General features: G+C 71.5%; 18 protein-coding genes. 17 read left to right on the top strand and 1 reads right to left on the bottom strand.

Features of this window, described 5'->3' with window-relative positions; genetic code table 11:
- Positions 1–578 (bottom strand): TolC family protein (locus tag HZB25_10955; protein ID MBI5837755.1); only part of this gene is annotated, 578 nt, incomplete at its 3' end.
- 371 nt (positions 579–949) lie between these two features.
- Here HZB25_10955 and ndk point away from each other — a divergent pair.
- From ndk to HZB25_11040, 17 genes are all read left to right on the top strand, one after another.
- Complete coding sequence (gene ndk / locus HZB25_10960) at positions 950–1,363, top strand: nucleoside-diphosphate kinase (protein MBI5837756.1); 414 nt, start codon at positions 950–952, stop codon at positions 1,361–1,363.
- A 138-nt stretch (positions 1,364–1,501) separates the two neighbouring features.
- Positions 1,502–2,002 carry a DUF177 domain-containing protein gene (locus tag HZB25_10965; GenBank protein ID MBI5837757.1) on the top strand — a complete coding sequence of 167 codons (501 nt, stop codon included), beginning with the start codon at positions 1,502–1,504 and terminating at the stop codon, positions 2,000–2,002.
- Between the two features lie 13 nt (positions 2,003–2,015).
- The gene (gene rpmF / locus HZB25_10970; GenBank protein ID MBI5837758.1) at positions 2,016–2,198 is read left to right on the top strand and encodes a 50S ribosomal protein L32; all 183 of its coding nucleotides are present in this window, start codon (positions 2,016–2,018) and stop codon (positions 2,196–2,198) included.
- A 17-nt stretch (positions 2,199–2,215) separates the two neighbouring features.
- Complete coding sequence (gene plsX / locus HZB25_10975; protein ID MBI5837759.1) at positions 2,216–3,253, top strand: phosphate acyltransferase PlsX; 1,038 nt, start codon at positions 2,216–2,218, stop codon at positions 3,251–3,253.
- A complete protein-coding gene (locus tag HZB25_10980) occupies positions 3,246–4,244 on the top strand; it encodes a ketoacyl-ACP synthase III (GenBank protein ID MBI5837760.1) in 999 nt (332 codons plus the stop codon). The genes plsX and HZB25_10980 overlap by 8 nt, the downstream gene beginning before the upstream one ends.
- Before the next feature lie 4 nt (positions 4,245–4,248).
- On the top strand, positions 4,249–5,193 hold the full coding sequence (gene fabD, locus HZB25_10985) for an ACP S-malonyltransferase (protein ID MBI5837761.1): 945 nt from the start codon (positions 4,249–4,251) through the stop codon (positions 5,191–5,193).
- A gap of 5 nt (positions 5,194–5,198) precedes the next feature.
- On the top strand, positions 5,199–5,942 hold the full coding sequence (fabG, locus tag HZB25_10990) for a 3-oxoacyl-[acyl-carrier-protein] reductase (protein ID MBI5837762.1): 744 nt from the start codon (positions 5,199–5,201) through the stop codon (positions 5,940–5,942).
- Between the two features lie 122 nt (positions 5,943–6,064).
- The gene (gene acpP / locus HZB25_10995; GenBank protein ID MBI5837763.1) at positions 6,065–6,301 is read left to right on the top strand and encodes an acyl carrier protein; all 237 of its coding nucleotides are present in this window, start codon (positions 6,065–6,067) and stop codon (positions 6,299–6,301) included.
- Between the two features lie 30 nt (positions 6,302–6,331).
- Positions 6,332–7,600: a beta-ketoacyl-ACP synthase II gene (gene fabF / locus HZB25_11000; protein ID MBI5837764.1), complete on the top strand. Its 1,269-nt coding sequence runs from the start codon at positions 6,332–6,334 to the stop codon at positions 7,598–7,600.
- Between the two features lie 9 nt (positions 7,601–7,609).
- A complete protein-coding gene (gene rnc, locus HZB25_11005) occupies positions 7,610–8,362 on the top strand; it encodes a ribonuclease III (GenBank protein MBI5837765.1) in 753 nt (250 codons plus the stop codon).
- Positions 8,363–8,468: 106 nt separating this feature from the next.
- Complete coding sequence (locus HZB25_11010; GenBank protein MBI5837766.1) at positions 8,469–9,230, top strand: zinc ABC transporter substrate-binding protein; 762 nt, start codon at positions 8,469–8,471, stop codon at positions 9,228–9,230.
- On the top strand, positions 9,227–10,018 hold the full coding sequence (locus HZB25_11015; protein MBI5837767.1) for a metal ABC transporter ATP-binding protein: 792 nt from the start codon (positions 9,227–9,229) through the stop codon (positions 10,016–10,018). Before HZB25_11010 ends, HZB25_11015 begins: the two co-directional genes overlap by 4 nt.
- Positions 10,018–10,812: a metal ABC transporter permease gene (locus HZB25_11020; protein ID MBI5837768.1), complete on the top strand. Its 795-nt coding sequence runs from the start codon at positions 10,018–10,020 to the stop codon at positions 10,810–10,812. The genes HZB25_11015 and HZB25_11020 overlap by 1 nt, the downstream gene beginning before the upstream one ends.
- 210 nt (positions 10,813–11,022) lie before the next feature.
- Positions 11,023–11,367, top strand: a complete 345-nt coding sequence (locus tag HZB25_11025; protein ID MBI5837769.1) for a tetratricopeptide repeat protein — start codon at positions 11,023–11,025, stop codon at positions 11,365–11,367.
- Complete coding sequence (locus tag HZB25_11030; protein MBI5837770.1) at positions 11,368–12,693, top strand: tetratricopeptide repeat protein; 1,326 nt, start codon at positions 11,368–11,370, stop codon at positions 12,691–12,693.
- A gap of 150 nt (positions 12,694–12,843) precedes the next feature.
- On the top strand, positions 12,844–13,398 hold the full coding sequence (locus HZB25_11035) for a sigma-70 family RNA polymerase sigma factor (protein ID MBI5837771.1): 555 nt from the start codon (positions 12,844–12,846) through the stop codon (positions 13,396–13,398).
- Positions 13,399–13,411: 13 nt separating this feature from the next.
- The gene (locus tag HZB25_11040; protein MBI5837772.1) at positions 13,412–14,104 is read left to right on the top strand and encodes a zf-HC2 domain-containing protein; all 693 of its coding nucleotides are present in this window, start codon (positions 13,412–13,414) and stop codon (positions 14,102–14,104) included.
- Positions 14,105–14,157 lie beyond the last annotated feature (53 nt).

Below are 14,157 nucleotides of genomic sequence, written 5' to 3' on the forward strand. Positions count from 1 at the left end.
CCGAGCGGCACGGCGGGGACGGCCAGCGACGACAGCAGGGTGTCGGTAACCGTCAGCGCCTCGGGCGTGCGCCCGGCCAGCAGCGCCAGGGCGTCGAGACTCGTCCGCCGCCGTTGCAGCAAAGGCGGAATCGCCGCCTCGGCGCTCGCCTGCACCGTGCGCTGCTGCGCCAGTTCCAGTGCCGAAATTCTGCCCGCCTGCTTTTGCGCTTCGATCACCGCCAGCAGACGCTGCACGTTGGCCAGATTGTCGCGGGCGACCTTGAGGCTGTCGTTGATGGCGAGGATCTGAAAATAGACGGCGGCGACGTCGGCGACGAGTCCCTGGCGCAAGGCTTCCTGCCCGAAGCGGGTCGCCAGCAAGGTAGACGCCGCGGACGCTTGCGCATAGCGCGCGGAACCCCAAAGGTCCGCTTCCCAGGTCACGCCGACGCCGGCCGATGCACTGTCGGCCGCCGGGTTGCCGGAGAACCACGTGCGACTGCTGCCGGCATCGACGGCGATCACCGGATACAGGCCTGCGCCGGCCATGCCGACGAGCGCCCGCGCCTGGGCGACGCGGGCGGCGCCGATCTCCACCGCGGCAGGGCCCAGGGCCCGTCGCGACCGGGGTACGGCTCGGCGCCGCCGGCGCGCGGCGTGCGCCGTCCCGGCGAGGCCCCGCGCCGAGGCGGTGCGCAGGGCGGGCGCACGCACGGCCCCGCGCCGGCGGGTCGCCCGCCGGGTCGCGGTCCGGCGGACTCGCGCGCGCACCTGCGGCAGGAGAGCAGCCGCAAGCGGCCGCTCACCCGCGGCGGCACGCGGCCGGGAGTCACCCCGCCGGCGGGGGGCGCGGGCGGGCCCAAGCGCCGCGGCGGGCGCTGATCGATCGAAGATTCTGAGTGCGGGCAGGCGCGGGAGTGGTCGAGACCGCCCCGCGCGGCCCGCGTGACCTACATCCCGGGAGACCCATGAAACAGCGCACCCTTCTGATCGTGAAGCCCGACGCCGTGTCCCGAAACTTGACCGGCCGCATCCTGGCCGAGGTGGAGTCCCGCGGTTTCGGGATCCGCGGCCTGAAGCGCACGCTCCTCAAGCGCGCCCAGGCCGAGCACTTCTACGCCGAGCACCAGGGCAAGCCGTTCTACGAGCCGCTGTGCGAGTACATGACCTCCGGCCCGGTGGTGCTGGTGTGCCTGGAGGCCGACGAGGCCGTGGTCCGGCTGCGCGAGACGGTGGGGGCCACCGATCCCAACGCCGCCGCCCCGCTCACCATCCGGCGCATGTTCGCGGTGGACAAGGGCTCCAACTCGGTGCACGCCTCCGACTCGCCGGCTTCGGCCGAGCGGGAACTGGGCTTCTTCGGGGAACTGCTCGCGGAGTGAGCCGCCGGAGGGCCGTCCGGGGACCGGGAAATCACGGTCCCGGGCCGACTTGCGCCGGCGCGAGGCGCTCTGGTAGAATGCCACCCAATGTCCCGGGGCGGGCGGTGCCCGCGGGAGCCCGGGGAACAGGCTGCCGCCGTGGAACTTGACGTCAAGTCGCTGCCCCAGGGGCCGTCCGAGACGGTCCTGGAATGCCGTGCCGTCGAGCTTGACATGGACAGTGACGCGGCCACGTTCGAAGATCGGGTCGTGGCGCGGTTCAGGGTGACGCGCCACGGCGATAATGTGCTGATCCATGGCACCGGCGACGCGACAGTCCGGAGTGACTGCGCCCGGTGCCTCGAGCCCACCCGCCAGCCGCTGACGGCCGAGTTCACGGCCTACGCCGAGAGGCGTCCCGTCGGCGGCACGAAGGGACTGGACCGGGAGCTCGAGGCCGACAACTATATTTTCTTCCATGACGGCGTGAGGCTGGAAGTGGGGCAGGTGGTGCGCGAGGCGCTGCTGCTGGCCCTGCCGCTCCGGTTCCTGTGCCGGCCGGACTGCCGGGGTCTGTGCCCCGGCTGCGGCGCCAACCTGAACACGGAACCGTGCACCTGCGCCACGCGCGCGGGCGGCGCGGGGTCCGTCGAAATGTGAACGGAGAAGATTCATGGCTCTTCCGAAACGGCGACACTCCCGCACCCGCGGCCGCAAGCGGCGCACGCACTGGGTGCTTTCCGCCCCGGCGGTGGTGCCCTGCTCGCACTGCAGCCAGCCCAAGCGGCCCCACCGGGTCTGCCCGAACTGCGGCTACTACGACGGCGAAGAGATCCAGGAACCGAAGAAAGCCTGACCCGGAGGGGTGCAGCCATGCCTGACCGCCCGCGGGGCCCGCGCATCGGGATTGACGCCATGGGTGGGGACTTCGCTCCCCGCGCCGAGGTGGACGGAGCCATCCAGGCGCTGATCGAGGAACCCGGCCAGTTCGAAGTCGTGCTGGTCGGCGACAAGGGGGCGATGGAGGCGGACCTGGCCCGGCACAAGGGCTGGGAGTCGCTGCCGCTGCGGCTGGTGCACGCGCCGGAGCGCATCGAGATGGGTGAGGCCGCGGCCATGGCCGTGCGCCGCAAGAAGAACTCCTCGCTGGTCGTCGCCACCCGCCTGCACAAGGAAGGCGAGATTGACGCGCTGGTCAGCGCCGGCAACACCGGCGCCGTGGTGGCCACCTCGCTGTTCAACCTGGGCCGCCTCGAGGGCGTGGACCGCCCGGCCATCGCCGCGCTGTTCCCGGTGCCCAACACCCAGGCCGGCAGCGTGGTCCTCGACGTGGGCGCCAACTCCGACTGCAAGCCCATCCACCTGCTCCAATTCGGCATCATGGGCTCGCTCTTCGCGCGCCACGTGCTGGGCGTGAAGGCGCCGCGCGTGGGTCTGCTGAACATCGGCGAGGAGCCCACCAAGGGCAACGAACTGACCCAGGAGGCCTACCAGCTGCTGGCGGCCACCACCGAGGACATCAACTTCCTCGGCAACGTCGAGGGCCGCGACATCTTCCGCGGCACCGCCGACGTGGTGGTGTGCGACGGCTTCACCGGCAACGTGGTGCTCAAGACCGCCGAGTCGGTGAGCGGGCTGCTGGTGACCTGGCTCAAGCGCGAGCTGAAGGCGGACCTGGTCTCCATGGTCGGCGGGATGATGTCCCGTCCCGCGTTCCGCCGGCTGCGGGCGCGCCTCGACTACGCCGAGTACGGCGGCGCCCCGCTGCTGGGGGTGAACGGCGTGGTGATCATCGCCCACGGCAGCAGCTCGGAGAAGGCCATCAACAACGCGATCCGCACCGCCGCCGTGGCGGTCACCCACCAGGTCAACGCCCACATCCGCCAGGAGCTCAAGACCGCCCATGCCTAATACCGGGTTGCCCCTGGCCCGCATCGTCGGGACCGGGTCGTACGTCCCGGAGAAGGTCCTCACCAACGCCGACCTGGCGCACATGGTGGAGACCTCCGACGAGTGGATCACCACCCGCACCGGCATCAAGGAACGCCACGTCGCCGCGCCCGGCCAGGCCACCTCGGACCTGGCGGTGGAGGCGGCGCGGCGCGCGCTCGACGCGGCCGGCATGAAGCCGGAGGACCTGGACCTGCTGGTGTGCGCCACCGTCACCCCGGACACGCTGTTCCCGTCGTGCGCCTGCGCCATCCAGGACAAGCTGGGGGCGAAGGCCGCCGCGGCCATGGACATCTCCGCGGCCTGCTCGGGATTCATCTACGGCGTGCACATGTTGCGCAGCATGATCGCGCTCGGCACCGCGAAGCGGGTGCTGCTGGTGGGGGCCGAGACGCTCACCAAGATCACCAACTACGAGGACCGCGGCACCTGCGTACTGTTCGGTGACGGCGCCGGCGCGGTGGTGCTGGTGCCCGAGGGCGACCGGCGGCACGGCGTGCTGGCCTCGCGCATCGGCAGCGACGGCACCGCGCGCGGGATGCTCTACCAGCCCGCCGGCGGCTCGGCCATCCCGGCCACGCAGGAGTCGGTGGCCGCGAAGCTGCACACCATCCACATGCGCGGCAACGAGGTGTTCAAGTTCGCGGTGCGGGGCATGGAAGAGGTGACCCGCGGGGTGATGGAGGACGCGGGCATCACCGCCGACGACATCCGGCTGCTGGTGCCCCACCAGGCGAATCTGAGAATGATCCAGGCCCTGGGCGAGCGTCTCGGGGTGCCCGACGAGCGCGTGTACGTGAACATCGACCGCTTCGGCAACACTTCCTCCGCCTCGGTCCCCATCGCGCTGGACGAGGTGGTCCGCAGCGGACGCCTGGTCCCCGGAGACATGGTGGTCCTGGTCGCCTTCGGCGGCGGGCTTACCTGGGGCGCGCTCGCGCTCCGCTGGTGACGCCATGAAGCTGGCACTGTTGTTTCCGGGCCAGGGGGCCCAGTACGTCGGCATGGGCCTGGGACTCCGGGACTCCTACCCGGCCGCCCGGGAGATCTTCGAGCGGGCGGATGCGGCCCTGGGCTTCGCGCTCACCCGGATCATGTTCGAGGGTCCCGAGGACGAGCTGCGCCTGACACACAACACCCAGCCCGCCATCCTGGTGCACAGCGTGGCCGCATGGACGGTGGCGCGCGAATTCCTGCCCCCGGCCGCATCCGCCGCCGGGCACAGTCTGGGCGAGTACTCGGCGCTGGTGGCCGCGGAGGCCCTGACCTTCGAGGACGCCGTGCGCACGGTGCGCGCGCGCGGCGAGCTGATGCTGCGCGCGGGCCAGGAGCGGCCCGGCGCCATGGCCGCCATCCTCAATCTAGCCCCGGCGGAAGTGGAGGCGGCGTGCCTGGAGGCCGGCGGCACGGTGGTGCCGGCCAACCTGAATTCCCCCGGGCAGATCGTGATCAGCGGCGAGGTGGACGCGGTGGAGCGGGCCATGGAGCGCTGCAAGGCCCGTGGCGCGAAGCGGGCCATCCGCCTGGAGGTCAGCGGCGCGTTCCACTCGCCGCTCATGGCCCCCGCCGCGGAAGGCCTGCGCCCGTGCCTGGAGGCGCTGGACATCCGGCCCGCCCGCATCCCGGTGATCGCCAACGTGAGCGGGGAGCCGGTGAGCTCGCCGCGGGAGATCCGCGACGCGCTGGGCCGGCAGGTGCTGGGCGCGGTGCGCTGGGAACCCACCATGCGCCGTTTCCTGGCCGGGGGCGCGCGGCGATTCGTGGAACTGGGCCCGGGCAAGGTGCTGCGCGGGCTGGTCAAGACCGTGGACGGCTCGGTGGAGCTGCTGGGCGTGGACGGCCCCGCGGACGTGGAGCCGCTCCGCAAGGCGCTGGAACCCACCGGAGGGAGCCCGGCATGAGCTTCATGGACCTCTCGGGGCACGCCGCCCTGGTCACCGGCGGGGCCCGCGGCATCGGCCGCGCCATCGCCCTCACCCTGGCCGGCCGGGGGGCCGACGTGGCGGTCCTCGATCTCAACGCCGAGGCGGGGCAGGCCACCCGGGCCGAGGTGGAGGCGCTGGGGCGAAAGTCGGCCTTCATCGCCTGCGACGTGAGCGACCCGGCCGCGATCGAGACCGCCTGCAAGGCGGCCCTGGAGGCCCTGCCGGGGCTGGACATCCTGGTCAACAACGCCGGCATCACCCGGGACAGCCTGCTGTGGCGGCTTTCCCCGGCGGACTGGGACCTGGTGCTGCGGATCAACCTCAGCGGTGCCTTCCACTTCACCCGCCTGCTGACCCGTCCCATGGCCCGGAAGGGCTTCGGGCGGATCGTGAACATCGCCTCGGTGATCGGGGAGATGGGAAACGTGGGCCAGGCCAACTATGCCGCGGCCAAGGCGGGCCTCATCGGTTTGACGAAGTCCGTGGCCAAGGAGTTTGCGGCCAAGGGAATTACGGCCAACGCGGTGGCCCCGGGTTTCATCGAGACCGACATGACCGCCGGCCTTGAGGAAAAGGTCCGCGAGGCCATGCAGGCGGCCATCCCCGCGAGGCGCATGGGTGTGGCGCAAGATGTTGCGAATGTGGTAGCTTTCCTCGCGTCCCCGGAATCCGGTTACGTCACCGGGCAGGTGCTCCGGGTGGATGGTGGCATGCTGATGGGCTAGGGCGGGGCGCCTGGATCCCCAAGACCCCGACCCGAATCCGCGTCTGCCGCCCGTAGAATGGACCGACCCCCGGGCCTTCCGCGCCCGGCGAGAATCTGCTCAACCGCAGGAGGACCCGTACCATGACGTTCAGTGAAGAGCGCGTGAAAGAGATCATCGCCAAGGAACTCGAGGTGTCGCCGGACCAGCTCACCAACGACGCCTCCTTCATCGACGACCTGGGCGCCGACTCGCTCGACACCGTGGAACTGGTCATGGCCCTCGAGGAAGAGTTCGGCATCGACATCCCCGACGAGGATGCGGACAAGATCAAGACCGTCGGCGACGTCATGAACTACCTCAAGAACCGCCAGCAGTAACACTCCCCGACACCGGAGGGGCCCACGGCGATGGCTCATGGCAGCGCTAGCGGAGGACCGAAGACCCGGGTGGCGGTGACCGGACTCGGAGTGGTGTCGCCGGTCGGCAACGATCCGGCGTCGTTCTGGGAGTCGCTGTTGGCCGGCCGCTCCGGGATCGCCACCATCACCCGGTTCGACACGGCCCGTCTCGACACGCATTTCGCGGGCGAGACCAAGGGCTTCGACGTCGAGCGCTACATGGACCGCAAGGAGGCGCGCCGCGCCGACCGGTTCGTGCACTACGCCATGGCGGCCGCGCTGCAGGCCACCGAACAGGCCGGCCTCAAGGAGGCCGGCTACGACTCCTTCCGCGTCGGGTTGGTGGTGGGCTCGGGGATCGGCGGCATCGAGACCCTGGAGACCCAGACCCGCGTGATGCTGGAAAAGGGCCCCGGCCGGGTGAGCCCGTTCTTCATCCCCATGATGATCTCCAACATGGCGGCCGGGCAGCTCGCCATGCGCCTGGGCTTTCGCGGCCCCAGTTTCACCCCGGTCTCCGCCTGCTCCACCGGGGCGCACGCCATCGGCGAGGCGTTCCGGATGATCCAGGCCGGCGAGGCCGACGCGGCCGTGGCGGGTGGCACCGAGGCGCCCATCACCCAGCTGGCGCTGGCCGGCTTCGGGAACATGAAGGCGCTCTCTACTCGCAACGACGATCCCCAGGGCGCCAGCCGCCCCTTCGACGCCACCCGCGACGGGTTCGTGATGGGCGAGGGCTCGGGCATCGTGGTGCTGGAGAACCTCGAGAAGGCGAAGGCTCGCGGTGCGACCGTCCTGGCCGAGATGGTGGGTTACGCCAGCACCACCGACGCCTACCACATGACCGCCCCGGAGCCCGAGGGCCTGGCCGCCGCCGAATGCATGCGGCTGGCCATCGCCGATTCCGGCCTGCCCCCGGACGCCTTCGGTTACGTGAACGCACACGGCACGTCCACGCCGTACAACGACAAGATCGAGACGCTGGCCATCCGGAAGGCCTTCGGGGCTGCCGCCGCGAAGGTGGCGGTGAGCTCCACCAAGTCCATGACCGGCCACCTGCTGGGCGCGGCCGGCGGTGTCGAGTTCGTGGCCTGCGTGCTCGCGGTCCGCGACCAGAAGCTGCCGCCGACGATCAACCACCGCACGCCCGACCCGGAGTGCGACCTGGATTGCGTGCCGAACCAGTCCCGCGCGGCGGTGTTCGAGGCGGCCCTGTCCAACTCCATGGGCTTCGGAGGCCACAACGTCACGCTGGCGGTTCGTCGCTATCGGGAATAGACGCCGGCCATGAATTTCCTCCTGCGCTGGTTCGGGCGGCGGACGACCGGGGTGGCGACCTCCGCCGCGGGCCTCGAGCGGCGTATCGGTTCCCGCTTCAAGAACCCCGGGCTCCTGCAGCAGGCCCTCACGCACCGTTCCTCCCTTCCCGACCTCGGAACCGGCAGCGTCTCCAACGAGCGCATGGAATTCCTCGGCGACGCCGTGCTGGGCGTGCTGGTGAGCGAGCACCTGTACCGCGCCCACCCCGGGCTGCAGGAGGGCGAGCTCACCAAGATGAAGTCCCTGCTGGTCAGCAAGACCATCCTGGCGCAACAGGCGCGCGAAATGGGGCTGGGCCGCTACCTGCGCCTGTCCGACGCGGAGGCCGAGTCCGGCGGACGCGACCGCACCTCCATCCTGGGTGACGCCTTCGAGGCCGTGCTGGGGGCGCTGTACCTGGACCAGGGGCTGGAGTCCGCGCGGCGCTTCGTGCAGCGACAGCTCCTGGAGCACGCGGGGGACATCACCAGCGACATGCGCCACGTCAACGACAAGAGCCTGCTGCAGGAACACGTGCAGGGGCGCTTCAAGGCCCACCTCCAGTACCGCACCCGCGCCGAGGAGGGGCCGGAGCACGAGAAGTGGTTCACCATGGAAGTCGCCGCTTCGGGCCAGGTGCTCGGGAGCGGGCGGGGACGGAACAAGAAAGAGGCGGAACAGCATGCCGCCTGCGACGCGCTGATCCGGCTCGGGGTGCTCAAGCCTGAGGACATTGTCTAGGTTGCCCGGGGGCCCCGCCGCGGCCCTCCTCCTGGCCCTGCTGCCGGTCATGGGATGCGGCGGTGGGGCCACTCCGCCTCCGGGCGGGTCGTCCGCGAAGGTGGCGGTGGCCTCCATCGGCCCGCTGGCCGACTGGTGCCGGCGCGTGGCCGGCCCCGCGTGGGAAGTGAAGGCGGTGGTGCCCCCGGGTGCCAGCCCGCACGCCTTCGAGGTGCTGCCGCGCGACGTGCAGGGTTTCGAGTCGGCTTCGTTGTGGCTGCGCGTGGGTGCCGGCCTGGACCCGTTCGTGGACCGCCTCCTCGCGGCCGAGCGCCCGCGCTGCGTGGTGACCGCCACCGACGGCGTGCGGCTGCGCGAGGGCAATCCGCACGTGTGGCTGGACCCGGTGGTGGCGCGCGCCATGCTGCCGCGGATCGCGGAAGCCCTGGCCACGGTCGACCCCGCGGACTCGGCGGGCTACCACGCACGCGCCCGCGACTACGCGGCGTCCCTGGACTCGCTGGACTCCGAGTACCGCGCCGCGGCCGCGGGCTTCCGGGTGCGGAGGTTCGTGGCCTTCCACGAGGCGTGGACCTACCTGGCCGCGCGCTACGGCCTGGAGCAGGCCGGATCCCTGGAGCCGGCGCCCGGGCGCGAGCCGGGACCGACGGACTGGGCCCGGCTGGTGGGCCTGGTGAAGAGCAGCGGCAGCCGGGTGGTGTTCGCCGAGCCGCAGTTCGGGCGGCGCCTGCCCGCCGCGCTGGCGTCGGACGCGGGGGTGAGGGTGCTGATGCTGGACCCGATGGGCACCACCGGGGAGGCCCGCGGCGAGAGCTACGTGGCCCTGATGCGGCGCAACCTGGCCGTGCTGCGGGAGGGACTGAAGTGAGCCAACCGGTGCCGGCGCTGGCGTTGCGCGACGTGTGGGTCCGCGCCGGGGACCACGTCCTGCTCGAGGGGGTCACGCTGGACGTGCGCGAGGGCTCCATGCTGGGCGTGATCGGCCCCAACGGCGGCGGCAAGACCACGCTGCTGCGCGTGGCCCTGGGATTGCGCGCGCCGGATTCGGGTTCGGTGCGCTGGTTCGGCATGGGACTGGGCGAGGCCCGCGCCCGCGGCTACCGCGTGGGCTACGTGCCGCAGCGCGGCACCTGGGACCCGCGATTCCCGCTCACGGTGGAGGAGACCGTGCTGCTGGGGCGCCGCGGCCTGCGCGGCGCCGGTGCGCCCTTCAACCGCGAGGACCGCGACGCGGCGGCGCGCGCGATGGAGTTCATGGAGATCCGCCACCTCGCACGGCAGCGGCTGTCGAAGTGCTCGGGGGGCGAGCTGCAGCGCGCGCTGGTGGCGCGCGCCCTGTGCGTGGACCCGCGGGTTCTGGTGCTGGACGAGGCCACCAGCGCGGTGGACTCGGCGGCACAGGACCGGTTCTACCACCGGCTGCGGGAGCTGAAGGAACGCGGCGTGACCGTGATCATGGTCAGTCACGACGTGGGCGTGATGGCCGCGGTGGCCGACGAGGTGGCCTGTCTCAACCAGCGGCTGCACTTCCACGGCGCGGCCGCCGAGGCGCTGGATGCCGGGAAGCTGGCCTCCGCCTATGGCTGCGAGGTGGAGCTGCTGGCGCACGGGAGCGTGCCGCACCGCGTGGTGCGCGAGCACGGGGAGCGTCCCTGATGGCCATGGGCTTCCTCGCGCGGGCGGCGCTGGGTGCGATGCTGGTCAGCCTCACGCTGTCGCTGCTGAGCGGCTTCGTGGTGCTCAAGCGACTGGCGTTCTCGGGTTCGGGCATGGCGCACGCGGCCTTCGGCGGCGTGGCGCTGGCGCTGTTGCTGGGCCTGCCGCCGGCGCCGGTCGCGGTGGTGTTCTCGCTCGCGGTGGCGTACCTGGTCACCCGCCTGTCGCGCGACGGCGGGCTGCCCGAGGACAGCGCCATCGGCATCTTCTTCGCCGCCTCCATGGCCTTCGGCGTGATCGTGCTCTCGTTTCATCGCGGCTACAACGTGGACCTGTTCAGCCTGCTGTTCGGCAACCTGCTGGCGGTGCAGATGTCGGACCTGTACATGATGGCGGGCCTCGCGGCGGTGGTGTCGTTCGTGGTGGGCCGGTACTTCTGGGAGCTGATCTCGGTGGCATTCGACGAGGACCTGGCCACGGTGGGCGGGTTGCCGGTGCGCGGCCTGAACCTGGCGCTGATGGTGCTCCTGGCGCTGGCGGTGATCTTGTCCATGAAGGCCGTGGGGCTGATCCTGGTCTCGGCGCTGCTGGTGCTCCCCGGGGCCACCGCCCTGGAGCTGGCCGGGAGCCTGCGTTCGTTCGTGGGGCTCTCGATCCTGTTCGGATTGCTGGCGGCCGCCACCGGGCTGGCGGCGTCCTATGCGCTCAATCTCGCCTCGGGCGCCGCAATCGTCCTCTCCGGAACCCTCATCTTCCTGCTCGTGCACACGTTGCGGCGTTCCCGGCGGCGCTGAAGCCGCGCGCCGGCATCAAGGGGCGGGGCCCGCCGGCCGAAAATCCCCTCGGGTCCCGCGGCGCGGGACAAACAACCCGGGAGACGCCGGGCGCATCCTATCATTAGGATCGAAGACGAGGCGGCAGGGCCGCGCCGCAGCCGGTTCGACCTGCCGCAGCTTCTTCCTGGCGCCGAGCCCGCCCGACCCGTCACCCCCTGGAGCCGAAGCATGATCCGTCCGCGATTCCCGCGATTCCCGCTCTTTCCTGCCACCCTGGTTCCCGGGCTGGTCGCCGTGTGCCTGGCGCTGGCGCCGGTGCCCGCGCGGGCCCAGGACGAGGCCAGCATGCTGCACGCCGGTCGCGCCTCGGTCGCCGAGCAGGAAGGCGACTGGAAGACCGCGCTCAACGAATACTCCGCGGCGCTCCAGAGTGATTCCACCTCCGGCTACCTGCTCGCGCGCGTGATTCACTGCCTGTTCCAGCTGGGGCGGGACGACGAGGTGATGAGCTTCGCCAACGTGCTCTGGAAGCGGGACTCCACCCAGGCGGACGCCGCGGCCGAGGCGGGGTAGATGGCCTTCATGCACGGTCGCATGGACGAGGCCGCCCACTGGTTCTTGGCGGCGACGCGCGCCCGGCCGGGCAGCGCCCGCAGCTGGACGCAGCTGGCGCTGGTCTACGACCAGCTGGGCCGCCCCGCGGACGCGGACAGCGCATTGGCGGGGGCGGCGCGCGCCGAGCCCGAGAATCCCGGCGTGCTCTACTACCTCGCGTGGTTTCGGGCGCCCCGCCGGCTGGTCCGGATCGCGCCGCGCTACCCGCGCGCCTGGACGCTGCTGGGACAGGTGTGCGAAGACCTGAAGCTGCTGCAGGAGGCCCGCGAAAGTTACGCGCGCGCCGCGCGCGGGGGTGGTTCCGCCGGCGACGTGGAACAGGGCCAGCGCGGGCTGGCGCGCATCGCCTTCCTCACCGAGAAGCCGGAGGATGCCCTCGCGCCGCTCCAGGGGCTGCTCGCGACCAACCCTGCCGACACCCACATGCGCCGGCTGCGCTGCGAGCTGCTGGCGCGGCTGCACCGGGACGCCGAGGCCCTGGCCGACGCCGACACCCTGGCGGCGCTCGAGCCGGACAACATCCTGTGGGCGGCGCTCAAGGCCGACCTGCTCTCGCGCAAGGGGGAGCTGGACCGGGCCCGGGACGTGGTGGCCGGCTTCGCGAGGTCCCACCCGGGCCACTATCGCTCCTACGAACTGCTGGCCAACATGGAGATGCGCCGCCGCCACCTGGACGACGCGTTGACGGAGGCCGGGCGGGCCCGCGAACTGGCGCCGGATTCCGCGTCCGTCCACTACCTGGTGGGGCAGGTGCTGGCCGAGATGGGCCGGAACGCCGCCGCCGAGTCGGCGCTCACCGTGGCCATCGGATTGGACTCCGCCTTCATCCCGGCGCATTTCGCCCTGGGAGTGGTGCGCGAGCGCCAGGGCCGGCTGGAGGCCTCCGAGGCGGCCTTCCGCTCCGTGCTGCGACTCGACCCGCGCAACGCGCAGGCCCGAAACTACCTGGGCTACATGTACGTGGACCGGGGTCTCAAGCTCCAGGAATCGCTGCAGGAGATCGAGCTGGCGCTCCGCGAGGACCCCCGGAACTCCGCCTACCTGGACAGCCGCGGCTGGGCCTACTACCGGCTGGGCCGGCTGGAGGAGGCCCGCGCCGACCTGGAGGCGGCCGTCCGCAACGGGGGCGGGGACCCGGTGATCCAGGAGCACCTGGGGGATGTCCTGGCCTCCATGAAGCTGTTCCGGCTGGCCGAACAGGCCTACCAGGAAGCCTCCAGCCGGGACCCGGGTAACTCCGGCCTGAAGCAGAAGCTCCGCAGCGCGCAGGATCAGCAGAAGTAGGCCCACCGAAGGCGGCTCCGGGCCCGGAGGCGCGGGAACCCGCGCCGCCCGGGCCGTGTATCTACACTCAGAAACCGAAACCCGGCAGGGGTGCGCATGGCTCTGGACGCCAATCCGCCTGAACTGGCAGCGACCAGCGATGAGGACCTGATGGCGCAGGTCATCGCGGGCTCCGAGGGGGCCTTCGCCGCGCTGGTGCAGCGGTACTCGCAGCGGATTCTCAATACCGTCTACCGGTACGTGGGGGACCGCGCGCGGGCCGAGGACATCTCCCAGGAGGTCTTCCTCCGGGTGTGGGTCCACCGGAGCCGCTACCGCGCAGGAGGCCGGTTCTCCGCCTGGCTGTTCACCATCGCCGTGAACCTGGCCAAGAACGAGATCCGCAGCCGGGTCCGGCACCGGACCACCACCAGCCTGGAGCACCTGCAGGAGACTTCCGGGGACGTGGAACTGGCCCTGGTGGACCGGTCCCGGAGGCCCGACCGGTGGGCGGAGCAGGCCGAGTTGCAGGCGGCGGTCTCGGAAGCGGTCCAGGAATTGCCGGAACCTTTTCGGGAGGCTGTGGTGTTAAGAGACCTGGATGGCCTGTCCTACGAGGAGATCTCCGAAGTGCTGGGAGTTCCCGGGGGGACGGTCCGGTCCAGGATCAACCGGGCGCGGCACCTTCTCAAGAAGAAGCTGCTGCCGTTCCTGACGGAAGAGTAACCGGGAGAACCGCATGGGCATCTTCTGCTACCGGGTACGTGAGAAGTTCTCCGATCTCCTGGAAGAACGGCTGCCGGGCGCCGAGCGCGACCGGGTCCTGGCCCACCTCGCGCGCTGCGCGGAGTGCGCCGGGGACTACCAGTTGTTCCGCAAGTCGCATGACCTCGTGACGGGCCTCGAGCCCATCGCCGTTCCGGAAGACTTCACGGCGCGCGTGCTGGCGCGGGTTCGCGAGCAGGGCGCCCAGGACGACCCGACCTGGATTCCGTCCATCCTCCACGCTCCGGGCAGAGCAGCCCGGTCGTTGAGGTGGGGGTCCGGTCTGGCCGCGGCGGCGGCGGTGGCGGCTCTGGTGGTGGGCGTGTGGATGCTGATGACGCACCCGCGGACCAATTCAGCCTCCGTGCCCATTGCCGGGAATGCCGCCCCGCCACCGTCCGCGGTCGCTGCTCCGCGGCTGGCGAATTCGCCTGCCGCTCTGCCTGCGACCCCGGCCGCAGCCCTGCAGTCGCCGGTGCGCACCGGCACCCGCCCGGGCCAGCCGTCCGGCCCGGCGCTGGCGCGGCGCTCCTTCACCGATTCGCTGTACGACCAGTTGCCCGACCAGCCGTTCCCGCTCGACAAGGGCAGTGGCCAGCTGGTGCGCGACTCGCAGGACACCGGATACAAGGTCACTCCGATCAAGTCGCGGGGGGACCACCGCTGACCGGCGCCGTTCCCGCGGGTGCCACCATGGGTCCGCGGGGTCGGGCACCTGCC

This window comes from Candidatus Eisenbacteria bacterium (genome assembly GCA_016235265.1).
Taxonomy (GTDB): domain Bacteria; phylum Eisenbacteria; class RBG-16-71-46; order RBG-16-71-46; family JACRLI01; genus JACRLI01.